This window comes from Paracoccus sp. S3-43 (assembly GCF_029027965.1).
Taxonomy (GTDB): Bacteria; Pseudomonadota; Alphaproteobacteria; order Rhodobacterales; family Rhodobacteraceae; genus Paracoccus.
Genome location: NZ_CP119082.1, coordinates 1,329,882 through 1,344,372, shown reverse-complemented (window position 1 = coordinate 1,344,372; position 14,491 = coordinate 1,329,882). Strand labels below are relative to the sequence as shown.

15 protein-coding genes are annotated in these 14,491 nt (G+C 66.7%); 8 read left to right on the top strand and 7 right to left on the bottom strand.

Annotation, left to right across the window (positions count from 1 at the left end):
* Positions 1-69: 69 nt before the first annotated feature.
* Entirely contained in the window at positions 70-1,710 is a 1,641-nt protein-coding gene (locus PXD02_RS06910) for a D-alanyl-D-alanine carboxypeptidase family protein (RefSeq protein ID WP_342759773.1), read from the top strand.
* Between the two features lie 68 nt (positions 1,711-1,778).
* Here PXD02_RS06910 and ccoS read toward each other — a convergent pair whose 3' ends face one another.
* The 4 genes from ccoS to PXD02_RS06890 are packed head-to-tail and all read right to left on the bottom strand — an operon-like array spanning position 1,779 to position 6,163.
* Entirely contained in the window at positions 1,779-1,940 is a 162-nt protein-coding gene (gene ccoS / locus PXD02_RS06905; RefSeq protein ID WP_275106091.1) for a cbb3-type cytochrome oxidase assembly protein CcoS, read from the bottom strand.
* Between the two features lie 11 nt (positions 1,941-1,951).
* On the bottom strand, positions 1,952-4,147 hold the full coding sequence (locus PXD02_RS06900; protein ID WP_275106090.1) for a heavy metal translocating P-type ATPase: 2,196 nt from the start codon (positions 4,145-4,147) through the stop codon (positions 1,952-1,954).
* 1 nt (position 4,148) lies between these two features.
* Positions 4,149-4,616 (bottom strand): FixH family protein, encoded by a 468-nt coding sequence (locus tag PXD02_RS06895; RefSeq protein ID WP_342759770.1) that lies wholly within the window; start codon positions 4,614-4,616, stop codon positions 4,149-4,151.
* Entirely contained in the window at positions 4,613-6,163 is a 1,551-nt protein-coding gene (locus tag PXD02_RS06890) for an RdxA/RdxB/FixG family protein (RefSeq protein WP_275106089.1), read from the bottom strand. The genes PXD02_RS06895 and PXD02_RS06890 overlap by 4 nt, the downstream gene beginning before the upstream one ends.
* A gap of 240 nt (positions 6,164-6,403) precedes the next feature.
* Here PXD02_RS06890 and PXD02_RS06885 point away from each other — a divergent pair, with 240 nt between their 5' ends.
* The 5 genes from PXD02_RS06885 to PXD02_RS06865 all read left to right on the top strand — a co-directional run bounded on the left by PXD02_RS06885 (position 6,404) and on the right by PXD02_RS06865 (position 10,907).
* Positions 6,404-7,063 carry a glutathione S-transferase family protein gene (locus tag PXD02_RS06885; RefSeq protein WP_275106088.1) on the top strand — a complete coding sequence of 220 codons (660 nt, stop codon included), beginning with the start codon at positions 6,404-6,406 and terminating at the stop codon, positions 7,061-7,063.
* A 120-nt stretch (positions 7,064-7,183) separates the two neighbouring features.
* Positions 7,184-9,142, top strand: a complete 1,959-nt coding sequence (gene parE, locus PXD02_RS06880) for a DNA topoisomerase IV subunit B (RefSeq protein WP_275106087.1) — start codon at positions 7,184-7,186, stop codon at positions 9,140-9,142.
* 1 nt (position 9,143) lies between these two features.
* Positions 9,144-9,977: a thymidylate synthase gene (locus PXD02_RS06875; RefSeq protein ID WP_275106086.1), complete on the top strand. Its 834-nt coding sequence runs from the start codon at positions 9,144-9,146 to the stop codon at positions 9,975-9,977.
* A gap of 1 nt (position 9,978) precedes the next feature.
* On the top strand, positions 9,979-10,458 hold the full coding sequence (locus PXD02_RS06870; protein WP_275106085.1) for a dihydrofolate reductase: 480 nt from the start codon (positions 9,979-9,981) through the stop codon (positions 10,456-10,458).
* A 20-nt stretch (positions 10,459-10,478) separates the two neighbouring features.
* Entirely contained in the window at positions 10,479-10,907 is a 429-nt protein-coding gene (locus tag PXD02_RS06865; protein ID WP_275106084.1) for a VOC family protein, read from the top strand.
* Between the two features lie 12 nt (positions 10,908-10,919).
* Here PXD02_RS06865 and PXD02_RS06860 read toward each other — a convergent pair whose 3' ends face one another.
* Both PXD02_RS06860 and PXD02_RS06855 read right to left on the bottom strand, forming a co-directional pair.
* The gene (locus PXD02_RS06860; protein WP_275106374.1) at positions 10,920-11,420 is read right to left on the bottom strand and encodes a MarR family winged helix-turn-helix transcriptional regulator; all 501 of its coding nucleotides are present in this window, start codon (positions 11,418-11,420) and stop codon (positions 10,920-10,922) included.
* A gap of 128 nt (positions 11,421-11,548) precedes the next feature.
* Complete coding sequence (locus PXD02_RS06855; RefSeq protein ID WP_275106083.1) at positions 11,549-11,845, bottom strand: succinate dehydrogenase assembly factor 2; 297 nt, start codon at positions 11,843-11,845, stop codon at positions 11,549-11,551.
* Between the two features lie 86 nt (positions 11,846-11,931).
* Here PXD02_RS06855 and PXD02_RS06850 point away from each other — a divergent pair, with 86 nt between their 5' ends.
* Together PXD02_RS06850 and PXD02_RS06845 are read left to right on the top strand one after the other, a co-directional pair.
* On the top strand, positions 11,932-13,134 hold the full coding sequence (locus tag PXD02_RS06850; protein ID WP_275106082.1) for a pyridoxal phosphate-dependent aminotransferase: 1,203 nt from the start codon (positions 11,932-11,934) through the stop codon (positions 13,132-13,134).
* Between the two features lie 45 nt (positions 13,135-13,179).
* Positions 13,180-13,560: a baeRF12 domain-containing protein gene (locus PXD02_RS06845; RefSeq protein ID WP_275106081.1), complete on the top strand. Its 381-nt coding sequence runs from the start codon at positions 13,180-13,182 to the stop codon at positions 13,558-13,560.
* 36 nt (positions 13,561-13,596) lie between these two features.
* Here PXD02_RS06845 and PXD02_RS06840 read toward each other — a convergent pair whose 3' ends face one another.
* Entirely contained in the window at positions 13,597-14,379 is a 783-nt protein-coding gene (locus tag PXD02_RS06840; RefSeq protein ID WP_275106080.1) for a 3-hydroxybutyrate dehydrogenase, read from the bottom strand.
* Positions 14,380-14,491: the final 112 nt, after the last annotated feature.

Genomic DNA, 14,491 nt, shown 5'->3' with positions numbered 1-14,491 from the left:
TATTATCCGAAAGTTAAGAAAGGGCATGCGACAAACGACATGCCGCCCCGAGGCAGAGAGACCGCGACAGTGATCCGTATTTCCCAGACAGCCCGGCTGTGGGCCTTTCTCGTGCTGGCCCTGCTTGTTCCGGCGACGCTTTCGGCGGCTCCTTTCGCCGCCTATGTGATGGACGCGCGCACCGGCCAGCCGATCTACAAGCAAAACGAGGATACGCGGCTGCATCCCGCGTCCCTGACCAAGATGATGACGCTGTACATGGCCTTTACCGCGATCGAACGCGGGCAGGTCCGGCTGGATTCGCAATTCCCCGTTTCCACCAATGCGGCATCGGAACCGCCCTCCAAGCTGGGCCTGAAGGCGGGCCAACGAATCGAGCTGCGCTATCTGATCCGCGCCGCCGCGATCAAGTCGGCCAACGACGCCGCCACCACCATCGGCGAAGGGCTGGCGGGATCCGAGGCCGCCTTTGCCCAGCAGATGACGCAGATGGCCCGCGCGATCGGCATGACGAACACCAATTTCCGCAACGCCCACGGCCTGACGCAGGAAGGGCACTATTCGACCGCCCGTGACATGACCATCCTGGGCCGCCGACTGTTCTACGACTTCCCGCAATATTACAACATCTTCTCGCGCCGGTCGGCGGATGCGGGGATCGCGCAGGTCGCCTCGACCAACAAGCGGTTCCTGGACGCCTACGAAGGCGCGGACGGGATCAAGACCGGCTATACCCGCGCGGCGGGATTCAACCTGACCGCATCGGCGCAGCGTGGAAACAAGCGGCTGGTCGCCACGGTCCTGGGCGGCACCTCGACCGCGCATCGCAATCAGGTCATGGCGCAACTGCTGGACGCGGGCTTCACGCGCGTGCCCAATCGCGTCCGCGAAGTCCGCCCCGAGGCGCCGCGCCTGCTGGCGCAGCGCGTCGTTCGCCGCGCGCAGGTCGAACCGTCGGCCGCGGCGACCGCGCCCCAGCCGCAACGGCTGGTGCTGTCGGCCTCGGCCCCGCCGGTGCGGGTCAGCCGCCCTGCCCTGGCGTCGACCGCCGCCGTGGCCCAGGCCCCGCAGGCCGCGCCTCAGGCGGCCCCGACGGGCGGCCTGACCCTGTCGGCCAGTGCCCGTCCCGCCAGCCGCCGCGCGCCTGAGCCGGTCGCCGTGGCCGCTGCCCCCGAAGCCGCGCCGCAGGCGCAATCGGCCAGCCTTGCGGCCCCTGTCCTGGCGGCATCCGTCCGCCCTGCCCCGGCGCCCCGGTCCCGCACCGCCACGGCCCAGGTTGCCAATCCCGGCGCCGATCCCCAGGCCATCGCCCGCGCCGTGGCCGAGGCCGTCCCGCAGAATGGCGGCACGTCGCTGTCGCTGCTGGCCTCTCCCGCGCCCAAGCCCCGGTCGGAAACGGTGATTCTGGCCGCGATGGGCGAAGGCGATCTGGCCGATCCCGAGGCTTTGGAGATCGTCTCTCGCCCCGCCAACAGCGGTCGCGGCTGGGGCGTGACGCTGGGCCTGTTCACCTCCAGGACCGAGGCTGAAAAGCTGCTTCTTCGCAGCGCCTTGCAGGACGGCGCGATCCTGGGCGGGGCCGCGCGCCATGTCGCCGACACCAAGCGGGGCTTCCAGCCCAGCTTCGCGAACCTGACCAAGGCCAATGCCGAACTGGTCTGCGAACGCTTCGCCAGCCGGTCGCAGGAATGCCAGGTGGTCGGGCGCTGAAAGCCCGGCTTTCTGAACGGAAACGGGGGCGGAGATGGCTCCGCCCCCGTTTCCGTGCCAGGGTCCGATCAGTCGGGCTTGGGGCGGTCGTCCCATTTGTCGCTGAGAATCCGTTCCGCATCGCCTTTCGGATCCTCGAACTGGCGCGACCGCAAGGCCCAGATGAAGGCGACAAGGCCCGCCGCGCCCAGGGCCAGCGAAACCGGGATCAGGATGGACAGGATCTCCATGGCGTTCCCCTTCAGTCCCGCAGGCGCAGCGCGTTCAGCGTCACTGTGATCGAGCTGATCGACATCGCCAGCGCCGCGATCAGCGGCGTCACCAGTCCAGCCACGGCCAGAGGCACCGCCACGATATTATAGGCGATCGAGATCGCAAAGTTCTGCCGGATGCGCCGGGTGGCAAGGCGGGCGGTCGCCACCGCCTGGGCCACGGGCGCCAGGTCGCTGCCGGTCAGCACCATGTCGCTGGCGACCCGCGCTGCATCCAGGGCGCTTGCGGGCGAGATCGAGGCATGGGCGCGGGCAAGCGCGGCCGTGTCGTTCAACCCGTCGCCCACCATCAGGACGCGCGCGCCCTGGGCGGCAAGATCGGCGACCATCGCCTCTTTCCCCTGGGGATCGACGGCGGCGCGGAAGTCCTGGATAGCCAGGCGACCGGCCAGATCCGCCACCGCCGCCTGCCGGTCGCCCGAGATCAGCACGACCCGCAGCCCGGCCTTGCGCAGCGCCGCCACGCAGTCCGCCGCTCCGGGGCGCAGTTCGTCGGTGAAGTCCAGCCGAACGGCGGGCTGGCCCTCGACCGCCAGCCAGGTCGCACTGGTGGGCCTGTTTTCATCGTCCTCGGCCACGCCCAGCCAGTCGGCGCGGCCCAGCCGGACCACCCGCCCTTGCCAGCGGCCCGAGACGCCGAAGCCCGGATGCTCGGTCACCTCGGTCAGGTTGGCCGGCCGATCCTGCAAGGCCGTGGCCAAGGCGACCGACAGCGGATGTGAAGAAGCCTGCGCCAGGGCGCGGGCGACCGGGCGCAGATCGGCGGGCAGCGGATCGGCGCTGACCAGAACCGGACGGCTCAGCGTCAGCGTGCCGGTCTTGTCGAAGACGACCGTATCGACCTCGGCCAGCCGTTCCAGGGCGGTGCCGTCCTTGATCAGCAGCCCGCGCCGGAACAACCGGCCCGAAGCCGCCGTGGCGACCGCCGGAACCGCCAGGCCAAGCGCGCAGGGGCAGGTCACGATCAGCACCGCCGCCGCGATGTTCACGGCCAGGCGCAGGTCGCCCGTGGCCCAGAACCAGCCCGCAAAGCTGCACAGCGCGATCAGGTGGACGCTGGGCGAATAGGCGCGCGAGGCCCGATCGGCTAGCGAGGTATAGCGTCCGCGCGCGGATTCCGCCGCCTCGACCAGGGCGGTCAGGCGGGCCAGCGACGAATCGCGCCCCGCCGCCGTCACGCGCAGCACCAGCGGGCCAGTCAGGTTCACCTCGCCCGCCGACAGCATCTGGCCGGGCGCGGCCAGCACCGGCAGGGTTTCTCCGGTCAGCAGGGCGCGGTCGATTTCCGACCGGCCCTCGACGATCTCGCCATCGGCGGGGATCCGGGCGCCGGGGCGGATGCGGATCAGGTCGCCGGGACGCAGCATGGCGACGGGGACCACTTGTTCGGTCCCGTCTGCCAGCAGCGTGGCGCGCGGAACCTCCAGCGCGGTCAGTTCGGCGGCGGCCGACCGGGCGATGGCGCGGGTGCGGTGGTCCAGATAGCGGCCGATCAGCAGGAAGAAGCACAGCATCGTCACGCCGTCGAAATAGGCGTGATGGCCGGAATTCATCGTCTCATAGACCGAGATCGCGCTGGCCAGGATCAGCGCCAGCGAGATCGGCACGTCCATGCCCAACCGCCCCACCCGCAGCGCGGACCAGGCGCTGCGGAAGAAGGGCTGGCCCGCGAAGAACACCGTGGGCAGCGCGATGGCGCCGCTGATCCAGTGGAACAGATCGCGGGTCGCGGCCTCGGCCCCCGACCAGACGGCGACGGACAGGATCATGATGTTCATCATCGCGAAGCCCGACACGCCGATGCGCATCAGCAGGTCGCGGCCCTGCCGGTCGGCGGTGGTGGCCGACAGCGCATCGGGGTCCAGCTCATGCGCCTCATATCCCACGCCCGCCAGCACCGGGATCAGGTCGTCGGCCGTCAGGCCCGGCGCATCGACCGTGACCCGGCGCAGGGTCAGGTTGACGCGCGCCGCCTTGACGCCCGGATGGGCGGTCAGCGCGGTTTCCACATCGGTGATGCAGGCCGCGCAATGGGCGGTCGGCAGGGACAGGATGACCGTGCCCGTGCCCTGCGCGTTCTGGGTCCGGTCGGCCAGGCGTTGGGCCAGGGGCGCGGCATCGCAGGCAGGGCAGGCGCTGAAGCCCGAGGCTGTCAGGTCGGCCATGTCAGTTCACCCGTGCCCCGGCGTAATGGTCCAGCCGCTGCCGGAACGGAGTGCCGTCCGGCGACATCGCCTGGACATGGATGTTCCAGATCCCCGGCTCCAGCACCAGCGGCGCGCGATAGACGCCCCCCGCCACCTGGAACTGCGGCGTCACGTCGGCGCGCTTGTGCGTGGGCCGTCCGATCGTCGCGGTGAAATCGCGCAGGATCGGATGGGCGCCGCTGCGGTCGACGATCTCGATGGCGACGTCCTTGCCGTCATAGCTGGCCCTGGCGGTCCAGCCCAGGCTTTCCTGCGCCTGCCGGTCGCGGTCGAATTCCTGGGACGCGACATAGCTGTTCTTGACCTCAAGCCCCGGAAAGCTGCCGACGGCCAGGAAGGCCATGACCAGGTTGACGGCGATGATGACGCCGAAGGCCGCCAGCGTGATGATCAGAACATGCCGCCCGGTCAGTTCCCTGGTCATCATTCGCCCCTTCCGTGGAAGACGGTGCCGACCGAGGCGGTCGTTCCGTCGATGTCGTCGCGCACCACCAGATCCAACGCTGTCGTTTCCGCCGACGCAAGCGGCGATCCGACCGGTGCGGTCACATAGAGCCTGCCGCTGAGGGTTTCGTCGGCCGGCACCTGGACCGTGCCGGAGGCCGCGCCCTCGACCGCGAGGTTCAGGTCGTCTGCGCCCTCGACCGCGAAGCTGAAGCTGCGGGCCTCGTGCTGCTTGTTGCGCAGGCGCACCTCGTAGGTGTTGCGGATGGCGCCGTCCGACAGGGTGACGAACAGCGGATTGCGCACCGGCGAGACGTTCAGATCCAAGGGCGAGCGCACGAACAGCGCGACGATCAGCGCGATGCCGATTCCGGACCACAGCGTGAAATACAGGATCGTGCGGGGGCGGAAGATATGCCTCCAGACCGATTTCGGCGCGGCGCCGGCGCGTTCGGCGGTCTCGTCCTTCAGGGCCATATAGTCGATCAGCCCGCGCGGCTTGCCGATCTTGTCCATGATCTCGTCGCAGGCGTCGATGCACAGCGCGCAGGTGATGCATTCCATCTGCTGGCCGTCGCGGATGTCGATGCCCATCGGGCAGACGTTCACACAGGCCATGCAGTCGATGCAGTCGCCCGGCGAATCCGGGGGAATCGGCCCGCCGACGCCGGTGCGCACGCCGGGATAGGGCACCGGCGGATATTTGCCGCCCGCCTCGGGACCGGCCGCGTGGCTCTCGGCCTCGGCTTGGAAGGCCAGGGCGGCGGGGCGGTGGCGGACATTGGTCTTGCCGCGCGGCTCTCCGCGCCATTCGCGATAGGCGACGGTCAGCGTATCCTCGTCCATCATCGCCGCCTGGATGCGCGGCCACGGGCAGGCATAGATGCAGATCTGCTCTCGCGCGAAGCCGCCGAAGAAGAAGGTCGTCGCGGTCAGGATCGCCATGGTGATATAGGCGACCGGATGCGCGTCGCCGGTCAGCAGGTTGCGCAGCAGCGTCGGCGCGTCGGTGAAGTAGAAGATCCAGGCCCCGCCGGTCATCAGCGCGATCACCAGCCAGACCGTCCATTTCGCCAGGCTGAGGCGGATTTTCTGCGCGTCCCATTTCTGGCGGTGCAGGCGGATCCGGGCGTTGCGGTCGCCCTCGATCCAGCGTTCGACCAGGATGAACAGGTCGGTCCAGACGGTCTGCGGGCAGGCATAGCCGCACCAGACCCGCCCCAGGGCCGAGGTGAACAGGAACAGGCCCAGCCCCGCCATGACCAGCAGGCCCGCGACGAAATAGAATTCGTGGGGCCAGATCTCGATCCAGAAGAAGAAGAACCGGCGGTTGGCAAGATCGACCAGCACCGCCTGGTCGGGCATGGTCGGGCCTCGGTCCCACCGCAGCCAGGGCATGACGTAATAGACCGTCAGGGCCAGGGCCATGACGATCCACTTGAGGTTCCTGAACCGCCCTTGCACACGCTTGGGGAAGATCGGTTCCCGCTTGGCGTAAAGGCTGGGGGGGTCCATCTCGGGGGTGGACATTGAAGAATCGCTCCTGTTTCGCCCGTCGGGTCTAGACCGGGCGGGCGGGGGATTCCTTGACCTGCATCAAACGCAGGTCGGCGCGCCCCGTCCGCCGCGTCGGGCGTAACGACCGGCGGTCCTGCGGATGTGGGGATGCAACGCGCGACCCTGGATGGGGGCGCCGCCGCGCGCCAAATCATCGTGCTTTCCGGCGATCTTCTGCTGACATAACCTGCACCTTCCACGAAGGAGCGTTTCATGCTGACTATCCACGGCGTCACCCGTTCGCGCGCCTCGCGCATCATCTGGCTGTGCCATGAAATCGGGCTGGAGTTCCGCCAAAACCCCGTCATCCAGGCCTATCGCCTGGCCGATCCCGATGCGCCGGACGCGCCCCTGAACACCCATTCGCCGTGCTTCCTGGCGCTGTCGCCCGCCGGAACCGTTCCGGTGATCGAGGATGACGGCCTGACCCTGAGCGAATCCCTGGCCGCGACGCTGTATCTGGCGCGCAGATACGGCGGCGGTCTTGGCCCCGCGGACCTCTCCGAAGACGCCCTGATGATGCAGTGGAGCTTCTATGCCGCGACTGCCGTCGAACCCGATGCGCTGACCATCCTGTTCCTGCACGGCCGGTCGCGCCTGCAAGCGGGCGAGGATCAGGCCCATGTCGCGAATGCCGCCGAACGGCTGATCCGGCCGCTGAGGGTGATCGAGGGTCATCTTGCGACACATCAGAATCTGGTTGGCGGGCGCTTCACCGTGGCCGACCTGAACCTGGCCGAGATTCTGCGATACGCTCAAGGTTATGGCGAACTGATGGGCCAGTTTCCCGCCGTCATGGCCTGGCTGGAGTCCTGCCAGTCGCGCCCGGCGTTCCGAAAGATGTGGGACGCACGGCTCGCCGAACCCGAATGATCCTGAAATACGCATGGCGACCTGGCCTGCTGGCTGCGCGACAGGGCCTGATCCGGCGGGACTGGTCTTGGTCCTTTCCCCATGAGATAGTCCCCCCACCAAGAACAAGAGCAGAACCCGATGGCCGACGACCTTCTTTCCGCCGTTGACGCGACCGACAGCTATTCCGCCGCCTCGATCGAGGTGCTGGAGGGGCTGGAGCCCGTCCGCAAGCGCCCCGGCATGTATATCGGCGGCACCGACGAACGCGCGCTGCATCATCTGGTGGCGGAAATCCTCGACAACTCGATGGACGAGGCGGTGGCAGGCCATGCCAGCCGGATCGAGGTCGAGTTGCTGGCCGACTACAGCGTGGTCGTGCGCGACAACGGGCGCGGCATCCCCATCGACCCGCATCCCAAGTTTCCGGGCAAGTCCGCGCTTGAGGTGATCCTCTGCACGCTGCACGCAGGGGGCAAGTTTTCGGGCGACGCCTATCAGACCTCGGGCGGGCTGCACGGGGTCGGCGCGTCGGTGGTGAACGCGCTGTCCGACAGCATGGTCGTCCAGGTCGCCCGCAACAAGGAACTGTTCGAACAGCGGTTCTCGCGCGGGATTCCCCAGGGACCGGTGGCGAAGATCGGCGCCGCCCCCAACCGGCGCGGGACCACCGTCACCTTCCATGCGGACGAGGAGATCTTCGGCCATCACCGCTTCAAGCCCGCGCGGCTGCTGAAGATGGTGAAGTCCAAGGCCTATCTGTTCAGCGGCGTCGAAATCCGCTGGAAATCGGAGATCGACGATGGCGAAACCCCGCGCGAGGCCACGTTCCATTTTCCCGGCGGCCTGGCGGACTATCTGTCCGAAACCCTGACCGGCGCCAGCACCTATGCCGACCGCCCCTTCGCGGGCAGCGTCGATTTCCGCCGCCAGGGCGCGCCGGGCAAGGTCGACTGGGCGATCAACTGGACACCGCTGCGCGACGGCTTCATCCAGTCCTATTGCAACACCGTCCCCACCCCCGAAGGCGGCACGCACGAGGCGGGTTTCTGGGCCGCGATCCTGAAAGGCGTGCGCGCCTATGGCGAGCGGATCAGCAACAAGAAGGCCGCCAACATCACCCGAGAGGATCTGCTGACCGGCGGCTGCGCCCTGGTGTCCTGCTTCATCCGGGAACCGGAATTCGTGGGCCAGACCAAGGACCGGCTGGCCACGACCGAGGCCGCCCGGCTGGTCGAGAACGCCGTGCGCGACCATTTCGATACCTGGCTGGCGGCGGATACGAAATCGGCGGGCGCGATCCTGGATTTCCTGATCCTGCGGGCCGACGAGCGCCTGCGCCGCAAGCAGGAAAAGGAAACCGCGCGCAAGACCGCCACGAAGAAGCTGCGCCTGCCCGGCAAGCTGGTGGATTGCAGCGCGACCAGCCGCGACGGGACGGAACTGTTCATCGTCGAAGGCGACAGCGCCGGCGGGTCGGCCAAGATGGCCCGCGACCGGACCACCCAGGCGCTGCTGCCCCTGCGCGGCAAGATCCTGAACGTGCTGGGCGCGGCGTCCACGAAGATGGGGGCCAACCAGGAAATCGGCAATCTGTGTCAGGCGCTTGGCGTCGATATGGGATCCCGATTCAAGATCGACGACCTGCGTTACGACAAGGTCATCATCATGACCGACGCCGATGTGGACGGCGCGCATATCGCCAGCCTGCTGATGACGTTCTTCTTTACCCAGATGCGGCCGATGATCGACAAGGGGCACCTGTATCTCGCCTGCCCGCCGCTCTATCGGCTGACGCAGGGGGCGCACCGGGTCTATGTCGCCGACGATGCGGAAAAGGAACGGATGCTGGCCAAGGGCCTGGGCGGTCGCGGCAAGATCGACGTGCAGCGCTTCAAGGGTCTGGGCGAAATGGACGCCAAGGATCTGAAGGACACGACGATGAACCCGAAGACGCGCAAGCTGATCCGGGTCAGCATCGACGATGACGAAGGTGGCGAAACCGGCGATCTGGTGGAACGGCTGATGGGCAAGAAGCCGGAACTGCGCTTTGAATACATCCAGGAAAACGCGCGTTTCGCCGAAGAGCTGGACGTCTAGGATGCGGCAGTATCATGACGCCCTGCGCAGGGTGCTGGAACAGGGGCAGGAAAGCACCGACCGCACCGGAACCGGCACGATCAGCCATTTCGGGCTGCAATGCCGTTACCGCCTGTCGGACGGCTTTCCGCTGGTGACGACCAAGAAGCTGCACCTGAAGTCGATCATCCACGAGCTGCTATGGTTCCTGTCGGGCGACACGAATGTCCGGTATTTGCAGCAGAACGGCGTCTCGATCTGGGACGAATGGGCGGACGAAAACGGCGATCTGGGACCGGTCTATGGCCGACAATGGCGGCATTTCCCGAAGCTGGTGCCCAGCGGCCTGGATGCCGACGGACGGCCGCTGTTCTTCGCGGGCCAGATCGATCAGATCGCCGATCTGGTCGAGGCGATCCGCAAGACCCCGGATTCGCGGCGGCTGATCGTGTCGGCCTGGAACCCCGGCGATGTGCCCGACATGGCGCTGCCGCCCTGTCATACGCTGTGGCAGGTGCGGATCCTGGCGGGCAGGCTGCATCTGCAACTGTATCAACGCTCGGCCGACATGTTCCTGGGGGTGCCGTTCAACATCGCCTCCTATGCGCTGTTGCAGGTGATGCTGGCCCATGTGACGGGCTATGAACCGGGCGATTTCATCCACGCCATCGGCGACGCGCATATCTACTCCAACCATCTGGAACAGGTGCGCACCCAGCTTGCGCGGACCCCGAAGCCCCTGCCCCGGATTCGCCTGCGCCGCGAGGTGCCGTCGATCTTCGATTTCCGCTATGAGGATTTCGAGGTTCTGGATTATGACCCCGATCCGGCCATCAAGGCGCCGGTGGCGGTCTGAGATGCTGACCCTGATCGCAGCCCGCGACCGCAACGGCGCCATCGGCAAGGACAATGACATCCCCTGGCGCGCGCCCGAGGATCTGGCCTTCTTCCAGCGCGAGACGACCGGCGGGGCGGTCGTCATGGGCCGGAAGACCTGGGAAAGCCTGCCGGTCAGGCCGTTGAAGAACCGTCTGAACCTGGTCGTATCCTCGGATCCCGCGACGGCCGAACAGGTTTTCGCCACGCCGGATGCCGCGGTCAATCACGCCCATCGCGCGGGCCATCGCCGGGTCTATGGCATCGGCGGGGCGGGCATCTATCGGGCGCTGCTGCCCCTGGCGGACCGGCTGTTGCTGACCGAGGTGGATCTGGCCGTGCAGGATGCCGACGCGTTTTTCCCTGGCTTCGACAAGGACCGATGGGATTGCCTTGGGTCCGTCGACCTGCGCGCCGACGCGCCGCGCTGCACCCTGTTCGAATACCTGCGCCGCCGCTGACCCCAAAAGGAGGATACCCGATGAACATCCGCTATCTGCACACCATGGTCCGGGTCCGGGATCTGGACAGGACCATGGAATTCTTCAAGCTGCTGGGGCTTGAGGAAACCCGCCGCGTCGACAACGACAAGGGCCGCTTCACCCTGGTCTTCATGGCGCCGCCGGGCCAGCCGGAATGCCCGGTCGAACTGACCTATAACTGGGACGGCGACGAGGGCCTGCCCTCGGACAGCCGCCATTTCGGCCACCTGGCCTATCGCGTGGGCAATATCTATGACCTGTGCCAGACGCTGATGGACGCGGGCGTCATCATCAACCGGCCGCCGCGCGACGGGCATATGGCTTTCGTGCGCAGCCCGGACAATATCTCGATCGAGCTGTTGCAGGAAGGCGATGCCCTGCCCCCAGCCGAGCCCTGGGCCAGCATGGAAAACACCGGCCACTGGTAGGGCCGCCGCCGATCAATAGATATAGCGGATCTGTTCCAGCCAGAACCGTTCGATCCGGCGGCTTTGCAGGTTGACCCGCTCCAGCGGCGGATCTTCCAGCACGCCGGACATCGCCAGGCCCTCCGCGTGGCGCAGGAACAGGCGGTGGACCATGTCGCGCACCGCCTGGCCCTGCCCGGTCAGCTTGACCCGCACCGAGCGGCGATCCATGTCGCAGCGTTCGTGATGGACATAGCCCATCGCCACCAGCTTTTTCAGGTTATAGCTGACATTCGATCCCTGATACATGCCGCGGGTCCGCAATTCGCCCGCCGACACCTCGGCCCCGCCCAGGTTATAGAGGATCATCGCCTGGACCGGGGTCAGGTCGTTCTGGCCCAGCCGTTCGAATTCGTCCTTGACCAGATCCAGCATCAGCCGGTGCAGCCGTTCCAGAAGTTGCAGGGATTCCAGATAGGCTTCGGTCGTGTCTGCCAGATCCGGCAGGGCCTGAACATCGGCCTGGGGGCGCATATCGTGCGGCGCGGGGGAAATCATGGCGGCTCGCGGTCCTGATGTGTTCGTCATGTCCGCATGATTGCCGCAAAAATGAAAATCTTCAGTTAATGCCGCAAAACTTCCGCAGAAGATTGAGGAAAATTTTAGCGAACGGGTTTCAGGCGGTCCGCCGCGTGACCGGCGATGCGGTCCAGGATGGCCGCGATCCCGGCAGGACCGCGCCCGGCCCCGGCCCCACCATGGATCCGCGCGGTGATCCACAGATACAGATCCTGGTCGTTTTCCGACAGCACGACCTCGTAGGCATCCAGTTCCGCCGCGCCCAGCGTCGCCAAGGGACCGTCGGCGAAACGGCCCAGGATCAGGTCCATTTCCTTCATCCCCCTGCGCCAGCTGCGCATCTTCAGGCGGCGCAGACGGGTCTCAGCCGATTCGATCATTGTTCCATCCTTCCGCCGCGCTTGCCGTCGCTGGCCGGGCAGCATAAGCCATGCGGGCAAGACGTTCAAACCACCAAGGGCCGCCCATGGGTTTCCTGTCCGACCGCCTGAACCGAATCAAGCCCTCTCCGACCATCGCGATGACGGCCCGCGCGGCCGAATTGCGGGCGCAGGGCCGCGACATCATCGGCCTGTCCGCCGGAGAGCCGGATTTCGACACGCCCGCCCATATCCGCGATGCCGCCAAGGCCGCCATCGACGCGGGCCACACCCGCTATACCGCCGTGGACGGCACGCCGTCGCTGAAACGGGCGATCCGCGACAAGTTCGCGCGGGAAAACGGCCTGGACTATGCGCCCACGCAGATCACAGTCGGCACCGGCGGCAAGCAGATCCTGTTCAACGCGCTGATGGCCACGCTGGACGAGGGCGACGAGGTCATCATTCCTGCGCCCTATTGGGTCAGCTATCCCGACATGGTGCTGCTGGCGGGGGGCGTGCCGGTGACCGTCGAATGCGGGTTGGACTACGGATTCCGCCTGACGCCCGAGGCGCTGGAGGCCGCGATCACCCCGCGCACCAAATGGCTGATCCTGAATTCGCCGTCGAACCCGTCCGGCGCGGGCTATGACCACGCGGCGATGCAGGCGCTGACCGATGTGCTGCTGCGCCATCCGCAGGTCTGGGTGCTGGCGGACGACATCTATGAACATCTGGTCTTCGACGGCTTCGAATTCGTCACCCCCGCCCAGGTCGAACCGCGCCTGAAAGACCGCGTGCTGACGATGAACGGCGTCAGCAAGGCCTATGCCATGACCGGCTGGCGCATCGGCTATGGCGCGGCGCCCGAATCGCTGATCAAGGCGATGGCAAAGCTGCAATCGCAATCGACCTCGAACCCCTGCTCGATCAGCCAATACGCGGCCGAGGCGGCGTTGACCGGGCCGCAGGATTATATCGCGGAAAGCCGCGCCGTCTTCCAGCGCCGCCGCGACCTGGTGGTGGCCGGGCTGAACGCCTGCCCCGGCATCGACTGCCCGACGCCGCAGGGGGCGTTTTACGTCTATCCCTCGATCGCGGGCCTGATCGGCAAGACCTCGGCCCAGGGGGCGGTCATCGCGGACGACCAGGCTTTCGCCAATGCGCTGCTGGACGAGACGGGGGTCGCGGTGGTGTTCGGCGCGGCCTTCGGCCTCAGCCCGCATTTCCGCATCTCTTATGCGACCGGCGACGAACAGTTGACCGAGGCCGTCGCCCGCATCCGGCGGTTCTGCGAAGGCTGCAACTGACCCGCGCGGCGGCGCGTTAACCGGCAGCACAAGACGGAGACTGACATGCTGCCCCATAACGCCTTGGTTGTCGTGGCTGACGGCCATTCCGCGAGGTTGTTCCGCAATACGGCCAAGCATGGCCTGGAACTGACAGAGACCGAACAGGTCACGCTGGCAAGCCTGAACAGGCCCAAGGCAGGCGATGCCATCCCCGATGTGGTTCCGGGCGACGATCCCGACCTGTTCGCAGCCCAGCTGGCCGATCACCTGAATGCCATGGTGCTGAAACACAAGGTTGACGACATCGCGGTGATCGCCGATCCCTCGACCCTGGGCGTGCTGCGCAAGCGGTATCACAAGGAGTTGCAGTTCCGCCTGCGCAAGGAAGTGACCAAGAACCTGACCAATTCCGACCTGCGCGCCATCGAGGACGCGCTGGCCTGACCGCGAACGCCGCCCCCGACCGGAGCGGCGTTTCCGTCACATCGCCGTCCAGCCCCCATCGACGCTGATGGCCGTGCCGGTGATCTGCGCCGCCGCGTCGCTGCACAGGAAAACCGCGGTGTCGCCCAACTGTTCGACCGTCACGAATTCCTTAGAGGGCTGGCGTTCCAGCATCACCTTCTGGATCACCTCCTCCCGGTCCATGCCGTATTCCTTCATGGTGTCGGGGATCTGCGCCTCGACCAGCGGCGTCAGGACATAGCCGGGGCAGACCGCGTTGCAGGTGATCGGTTCCCTGGCAGTTTCCAAGGCCGTCACCTTGGACAGACCGACGATCCCGTGCTTGGCCGCGACATAGGCCGATTTGAAGGCGCTTGCCGTCAGTCCGTGGGCCGATGCGATATTGACGATCCGGCCCCATCCCGCGGCGCGCATCAGCGGCAGGGCGGCCGCCGTGGTGTGAAAGGCCGAGGACAGGTTGATCGCGATGATCGCGTCCCATTTCTCAGTCGGAAAATCCGGGATCGGCGCGACATGCTGAATGCCCGCGTTGTTGACCAGGATGTCGCAGCGGCCCGCCTGTTCGATCAGCGCGCGGCATTCGTCGCCCTTGGACATGTCCGCCTTGGCATAGCGGACGGTCACGCCATGGTCCCGCGCCAGGGACTCGGCCAGGGCATGATCCTCGTCCCGGTCGGTGAAGCTGTTCAGGACGATGTCGGCCCCGGCCATCGCCAGACGATGCGCGATCCCCAGCCCGATTCCCGAGTTGGACCCCGTCACGATTGCGGTTTTACCGCCTAGAAACTTCTGGAACATCGCGCCCCTCCTGACTGATCGCTTTAAGGGCCTGACAAGGGGTGCCAAGCCGTTTGCACATGCAGCATGGGGAAAAAAAAGCGCCCGCACAAGGCGGGCGCAAGTCATGAGG